General features: G+C 43.8%; 6 protein-coding genes. 4 read left to right on the forward strand and 2 right to left on the reverse strand.

What is annotated here, in order from left to right:
* Nucleotides 1–33: 33 nt before the first annotated feature.
* Complete coding sequence (vapB, locus tag ACYVRH_RS09215; RefSeq protein WP_461256621.1) at nt 34–264, reverse strand: type II toxin-antitoxin system antitoxin VapB; 231 nt, start codon at nt 262–264, stop codon at nt 34–36.
* Nucleotides 265–383: 119 nt separating this feature from the next.
* Here vapB and ACYVRH_RS09220 point away from each other — a divergent pair, with 119 nt between their 5' ends.
* The 4 genes from ACYVRH_RS09220 (at nt 384) to ACYVRH_RS09235 (ending at nt 5910) form a co-directional block, all read left to right on the forward strand.
* Nucleotides 384–1838, forward strand: coding sequence for a 3' terminal RNA ribose 2'-O-methyltransferase Hen1 (locus ACYVRH_RS09220; RefSeq protein ID WP_461256622.1), 1455 nt, complete (start codon nt 384–386; stop codon nt 1836–1838).
* Nucleotides 1835–4441 (forward strand): polynucleotide kinase-phosphatase, encoded by a 2607-nt coding sequence (locus ACYVRH_RS09225; RefSeq protein ID WP_461256623.1) that lies wholly within the window; start codon nt 1835–1837, stop codon nt 4439–4441. Before ACYVRH_RS09220 ends, ACYVRH_RS09225 begins: the two co-directional genes overlap by 4 nt.
* An 85-nt stretch (nt 4442–4526) precedes the next feature.
* On the forward strand, nt 4527–5531 hold the full coding sequence (locus tag ACYVRH_RS09230; RefSeq protein ID WP_461256624.1) for an RNA ligase family protein: 1005 nt from the start codon (nt 4527–4529) through the stop codon (nt 5529–5531).
* 118 nt (nt 5532–5649) lie between these two features.
* Nucleotides 5650–5910 carry a hypothetical protein gene (locus ACYVRH_RS09235; RefSeq protein ID WP_461256625.1) on the forward strand — a complete coding sequence of 87 codons (261 nt, stop codon included), beginning with the start codon at nt 5650–5652 and terminating at the stop codon, nt 5908–5910.
* 21 nt (nt 5911–5931) lie between these two features.
* On the opposite strand, the gene ACYVRH_RS09240 is transcribed toward ACYVRH_RS09235, so the two are convergent.
* Nucleotides 5932–6792 (reverse strand): hypothetical protein, encoded by an 861-nt coding sequence (locus tag ACYVRH_RS09240; RefSeq protein WP_461256626.1) that lies wholly within the window; start codon nt 6790–6792, stop codon nt 5932–5934.
* Between the last annotated feature and the right edge of the window lie 201 nt (nt 6793–6993).

The following is a 6993-nucleotide window of genomic DNA, read 5'->3' on the forward strand; positions in this document are numbered from 1 at the left end:
TATATATACAGATATTGGTATCCAACATATACATTATAATTTTTCCCTTTTTTGATCTTTTTCCTGCAATCTTCCCTCAGACATAAAATCATCGGAGAAATTGTTTATTCCGTGCATAAAAACTTCCCACTCTTTATCAAAAGGAACTAAAATAACAGCCTCGCCGACTTTTTGAACATATACGCTCTCACCGTGAAACTGAAATTCTTTCGGCAGTCTTACAGCCTGACTCCTTCCATTAACAAATAATTTTGCAGTTTGCATTTTTCACCTCTTATTATAAGTATATATCATGGTATATACTTTGTCAAGCAAAAAATAATAGAACCTCATTTTTCTCACCTTGCAAATATTCTCCAAAAAGCGGACAATACAAACAACCTATGCTTTTAACAATAACATACACGGGAGAGAACGCCGACCATCTTGGCTATCTGCTCCATAAAAATCCATCGCGTCCTCAAACTGCCGCATTTAACTTTGGCAAAGTGCATATTTTTTATCCTGAGGTAAGCGCGAACCGTTGTACCGCCGCTCTGTTATTAGACATGGATCCGTTAGACCTTGCCCGCGGGAAGCAAGGTTCCACAGGTGGCGGTTTGTTTGATTATGTAAATGATCGTCCCTATGTTTCATCTTCATTTATGAACACGGCAATTTCTCGAGTTTACGGAACCGCCATGTCTGGCCGTTGTGAAAAAAATCAGGCTCTGGCGGACACTGCTCTTGAACTTTCTGCCACTCTTGTCATGTTGCCATGCCGTGGCGATACCAATATGTTGGAAAAAATTTTCGCGCCTCTGGGTTACGACGTTAAATGGGAAAACTGCCTTTTAGATGAGCGTTTTCCCGAATGGGGGGACAGTTGTTATGTGAACTTGACTATCAAGGCGAAAATACAGTTACAGGAACTTCTACGACATATCTATGTATTAATTCCAGTTTTTGATTACCGTAAACATTACTGGATAAATGATAAGGAAGTTGACAAGCTCCTTGAGCACGGTTCAGGCTGGTTGGAAAACCACCCTGAAAAAAATTTTATTACAAGGCGTTATTTCACAAAGTTGGGGCATTTCACAAGGCAGGCCATTGAACTGCTTAACCGTCTTGATAACGGTGAAGGCGGCGCGGAAAATTCTGTAACAGAAGGCGATACAGAAACGGAACCCGCCATATTGATAAAAATGCCGCGCCTTAATGATCAGCGGTTAGCAGGCGTATTGGGCGAATTAAAAAACAGCGGCGCAAAATCAGTACTTGATATGGGATGCGGCGAAGGCCGTTTGCTGCAACTTCTGATGAAGGAAAAAACTTTTACCGCCATAGCGGGAACCGACGTGTCCGCTGTTGTTTTAAGCAGGGCAGCCGATAATCTTAAACTTGACCGCATGACGGAAAATGAAAAAAAGCGCATAACGCTGTTTCAAAGTTCGCTCTGTTACAGGGACAAACGGTTTAAAAACTACGATGCCGTCTCAATTGTGGAAGTGATTGAACATCTGGATGAAAACCGCCTTCCCTCACTTGAGGCGGTTGTTTTTGCAGACGCAGCACCGGTGACAGTTATCATCACCACGCCAAACTTTGACTACAACGTAAATTACACGGGTCTTAGAGAAAATAAATTCCGCCACGGCGACCATCGTTTTGAATGGAACCGCGTCCAATTCCGCGCGTGGGCCGATTCCGCAGCCGGTCGTAATGGTTACTCGGTTCGTTATGAAGACATTGGCGAACAGGACGAAAATCAAAACACGCCGACCCAAATGGCTATTTTCAGGAAGAACACGCCTCAAAAACCAGCAATGCCCGATACTGCGGAGAACGCTGAATGAAAATAGAAATCCCCGAACTGTGCCTTGTCGCCACAGTGGGAGCGTCAGGCAGCGGCAAATCCAGTTTCGCGAAAAAACATTTTAAAGCCACAGAAGTACTCAGCTCGGATTATTTTCGCGGTCTTATATCCGATGATGAAAGCGATCAGAGCGCGACTGAAGCGGCGTTTGACAGTCTTTATTACATCGCAAGCAAGCGGCTTGAGCGGGGCAAACTTACGGTAATTGACGCTACCAGCGTCCAACAATTCGCCCGAAAAAAAATAATCGATATTGCCCGATCCCACGACGTGCTTCCGGTTGCCATTGTTTTTGATATGCCGGAAGATTTATGCATTGAGCGTAACCGCGTAAGACTTGATCGCAATGTCGCTCCCAATGTCGTGAGAAAACACGCCCGCGATTTGGCGAAGAGTTTACGCAGTTTGCAAAAAGAGGGCTTTCGTTATGTGCATATTTTACACGATCAAGAAGAAGTTGATTCCGTAGAAATTGTCAGGACTAAACTTTGGAATAACAAACGTGACGAGAGCGGCCCGTTTGACATAATCGGCGACATTCACGGGTGTTACGATGAACTTACGGAACTGTTGGAAAAACTTGAATATGCGGTAGATAGAGAATCTAACACCGCCCAGCCGCCTAGTGGCAGACGCGCTATTTTTCTTGGCGATTTATGCGACCGTGGGCCTGCCAACGCCGCAGTGCTTCATCTTGTGATTAACATGGTCGAATCAGGCATGGCTCTGTGCGTACCGGGCAACCACGATGTAAAATTGCTCCGCAAACTGCGTGGAAATGATGTCAAGCTGACTCACGGTTTGGATCTCACCGTCAAAGAATTTGAAAAGGAACCTCAATGTTTTATTGATAAGACAATGCAATTCCTTGACGGGTTGGTCAGTCATTATGTGCTGGATCAAGGCAAACTTGTTGTGTCCCATGCCGGCCTCTGCGAAAAATATCAAGGGCGCAGTTCAGGCAGGGTGCGCGGTTTCTGCCTGTACGGGGACACTACCGGCGAGACCGACGAGTTCGGACTTCCTGTCAGACTCAACTGGGCGGAAGAATACCGAGGCAAGGCGTTAGTTGTTTACGGCCATATCCCCTCAGCGCAAACTCGAAGCCTTAACAACACAATCTGTATTGACACAGGTTGCGTCTTTGGCGGAAAACTCACCGCTTACCGTTACCCTGAAGGCGAATTGGTTGAAGTTCCCGCCAAACGTGAATACTATGCCCCGGTCAAACCCCTAAACTACAACGCCATTTCAGCTAACGGTTGCAATGAACCCGATATTGCCGATGTTCTGGGAAGGCGGCGCGTCAGTACAAGAATATACCGCGAGGTCGCAATAAGCGAAGAAGCAAGCTCGCTTACTTTGGAAATAATGAGCAGGTTTTCCGCAAATCCCCGCTGGCTCATTTATTTGCCGCCTACGATGTCTCCAAGCGGAACCAGCAGCCTTGACTCTTTTTTGGAACATCCTCTGGAAGCTTTTGGCTACTACAAAAAACACGGTGTTTCAAAAATAATCTGTGAAGAAAAACACATGGGCTCCCGCGCGATAATCGTTATCTGCAAAAACAGCGAAACCGCGAAAACCCGCTTCGGTATTGACGGCGATTCACTGCCGGAAAATATTCCGGGTATTATTTACACTCGCACAGGTCGCCACTTTTTTGCGAGTGCTGAAAAAGCCCACGAACAGGCGATACTAACCCGATTGCAAACCGTTTTGAACAATTCGAATTTTTGGGGCGCTTTTTCCACGGACTGGGTATGTTTGGACACTGAACTAATGCCCTGGTCGGCTAAAGCCCACGCCCTCATTCTGGAACAATACGCCCCAACAGGCACGGCAGGGCGAGGCGGCCTTACCAAAGCGGTTTCGGCGCTTACGTCTGCAAAAATGTCGTATAACGGCAGTAATATTTCCGATATAACGGTTGAATCGGGTACTCCGGGAGATATGAACCTTTCTGCGGTTTTGGAAGATTATCAGAACCGACTTGAATGCCTTGAACGTTATACTCAAGCCTACCGCCGTTACTGCTGGCGAATCTCCTCGGCTGATGACTACCGCATCGCTCCCTTTCACATTCTCGCTACCGAAGGCAAAGTCTGGCATGACGAAAACCATTTGCGCCATCTGGCAGTAATACGCGATTATATCACCTCAAGCAATGATCCGATTTTTACCGCTACCAATCACCTAACGGTTGACTTAAACGATGACGCTTCTGTCGCCGCCGCCGTTGATTGGTGGCTCAATCTTACCAACTCAGGCGGCGAAGGCATGGTAGTCAAACCACTGGACTTTATCGCCCATGACAAAAACGCTCTTTTGCAGCCGGCTGTAAAGTGCCGTGGGCGCGAGTATCTGCGTATCATCTACGGCCCCGATTACACGACAACCGCCCACCTTGACCGGCTACGAAAACGATCGTTGCGCAGAAAACAGGAGCTTGCACTTTCCGAATTTGCCCTGGGCATGGAGTCTTTGGAACGTTTTGTAAATAAAGAACCGTTCTACCGTTATCATGAGTGTGTCTTCGCGGTATTGGCTCTTGAAAATGAAACTGTTGATCCTCGGCTTTAAAACATTAAACGGTAATAGTATTGAGCAAAATTTTTATCTTTACAAAAAGAGATTTCTATAATTATAATTGTCATTGGAGGAAAATATGCGGTCATTGGTAACCATTCAAAAAGTAAGGGAAGTCACTGCCATTCCCGATTCGGATTTTCTTGAGCTTGCCCATGTAATGGGGTGGCAGTGCGTCGTTAAAAAAGGCGAGTTCAAAGCCACAGATATGGGCGTTTATTATGAAGTTGACAGTTTCCTTCCAATAGACGAGAGCTATGAATTTTTACGCGCTACTTCATACCGCGACAATGTTGACAACGGCAAGGGTTTCAGAATCCGCACGTTGAAAATGCGCGGCCAGCTTTCGCAGGGGCTTTTTTTACCGCTTGAAAAATTTCCCGAACTCGCGGGCTTAAGCGAAGGCGCGGACGTTACGGAAAAACTCAATGTAAAAAAATGGTACATTCCCGAAACGGCAAACGCGGGCGGCACAATTATAGGAGAGCGTCCTTACGGCATTCCCGCTTCCGATGAAATCCGCATTCAATCCGCGCTTGAACTGCTTGAGGAGCTAAAAGGGAAACCGTACTATATCACCACAAAAATGGACGGCACTTCCGGGATTGTTTATTATATTGACGGAAAAATCGGGTGTTGCAGCAGAAATAAAGAGATAAAAGACGAGGAGTCTTCATTATATTGGACGCCTGTTTACAAATACGGTCTTAAAGAAAAGTTCGCCAAGCTTGGCAAAAACATAGTTATTACAGGAGAGATATGCGGCCCCGGAATACAAAGAAACAAATTGCGTCTAACGGGTACCGATTGGTACGTATTTGACGTAAAAGACTGGGACGCGGGAAAATATTTCCCCTACGATGAAGCCGTAAAATTATGCGCCGAATTAGGCCTCCCGACCGTCCCCCTTGAAGAGCGAGGAGAGCAATTCAATTATTCGCTAGAAACTCTGCTTGAAAAAGCAAGAGGCAAGTACCCAAGCGGGCTTGATAAAGAGGGGATCGTAGTGCGTAGCACAAACGCACCTAAAGCAATATCTTTTAAAGTTTTGAATAACGATGCTCTGCTTAAAGAAAAAGATTAATTGGGGAGTAGGGAATGGGGAATAGGGTTGGTTTGTCGCGTCCTGGTGTAAAGTTGACACTAGGAGAAGGAAATTAGGGAAGGTAAATTTGCTTCAATAATGAAGGAGCAAAAAGCCTATGGCATTTGCGGAATGGCCACGGTTCAAAAATGGTTCAGGAATACGGTTTAAGTTAATAGGCGATGGAAAAAGTTGGTTTTTACAGCTTTCAGTTAAAGCAACAAATACGGGTTACGCTTTTTATGATGCGACGATAAAGACCAAAAAAAAATTGGACGCTTTTGAACAATCCATTGAAGACAATGCGGAAAAGTTTGTGCCGCTTTCAGATAAGGAAAAAACCGAAGTAGAAACCATTATTAATGCGGCATACATCTAATCAGGTACTATTCGTATACTATCAATAGTACAAAAAATTATAATCTAATTCTTCGTTTTTGTTATTGGTTACTTTCACCGTTAATCCGCCATGTGGTAAATATTCTATTCTCTTTACCGATAGCCCGGTATTTCTGTTTTTTAAAGGATGTTCGCCATAAAATAATGTATGTGCGATTTCTGACAATCTTTCACTGCCATCCGCAACAGCGTCGTGAAAATCATCGGGAGATATATCAAAGAAGTCTCCAAAAAATTCAGATAGTAATCCAAGTTGATAATAATAATCTACTCCATCCTCCATTTGTCCTAATGTAGACCTGAACGCCGCTATATCTCCGTTCTCTATGGCTTCAAAGCGCTTTAATATCATATCAATAACATCTTGGGGAATTCTGGCGCCCACTGTTATGCCATTGGGCAAGGTAACGTATTTTCTTATCAAACTGATCCACATCTCGTCTATATCATCAAATATTACATAATATACGCCACTCATTGAATTTCCGCCGCCATTTTGTATTAACAGTTCATTTTCATCAAATCGCACCTCAACACTTTCCGGCGATTCTTGAGGGTCTCCGTCAATTTCCAAACAAGACCATTTTATTCCGTCTAAATAAAAGGATTCAAAATTGTTTGTAAAACTTATTTTTCCTTCCAGATTTCTCTTGGGAGTTGTCATCTCATATTTATATCCCTTAACGTCTTTTGTTATAATTAATTCGACATGAGTAATCATGTCTGTACTTTTATCGTCAATATAATGACCTTCAATATTTTTTATTTCCATTATGGCGGCTGCGTGTGCATTATTCTTGTATACACAACAAATATTCACGGAGCATAGTAATAATAAAATAATTACAGAATGGTTTTTCATTTGATATTCCTTTTATTGGGTGATGTTATAGTATATTAATTTATTATAATGATCAATGTATTTTTTTGTCTTTTTGTACTGCTTATGCTGAACTTGCCGTTTTTAAGACAAGCATATAAGGTGTGTCAGGAACCGGCATTTTTTGTCCGCCAGTATTCCTGTCTCTTAATAAATGCAGTATGCAACTTTTCTTTGCGTTCT

It is taken from the genome of Treponema sp. R80B11-R83G3 (assembly GCF_054786115.1).

Bases quoted from the DNA above. Each gene is read 5' to 3' on its own strand.
- vapB (WP_461256621.1), bottom strand. From the start codon at position 264: ATGCAAACTGCAAAATTATTTGTTAATGGAAGGAGTCAGGCTGTAAGA.
- ACYVRH_RS09220 (WP_461256622.1), top strand. From the start codon at position 384: ATGCTTTTAACAATAACATACACGGGAGAGAACGCCGACCATCTTGGC.
- ACYVRH_RS09240 (WP_461256626.1), bottom strand. From the start codon at position 6,792: ATGAAAAACCATTCTGTAATTATTTTATTATTACTATGCTCCGTGAAT.
- ACYVRH_RS09225 (WP_461256623.1), top strand. From the start codon at position 1,835: ATGAAAATAGAAATCCCCGAACTGTGCCTTGTCGCCACAGTGGGAGCG.
- ACYVRH_RS09230 (WP_461256624.1), top strand. From the start codon at position 4,527: ATGCGGTCATTGGTAACCATTCAAAAAGTAAGGGAAGTCACTGCCATT.
- ACYVRH_RS09235 (WP_461256625.1), top strand. From the start codon at position 5,650: ATGGCATTTGCGGAATGGCCACGGTTCAAAAATGGTTCAGGAATACGG.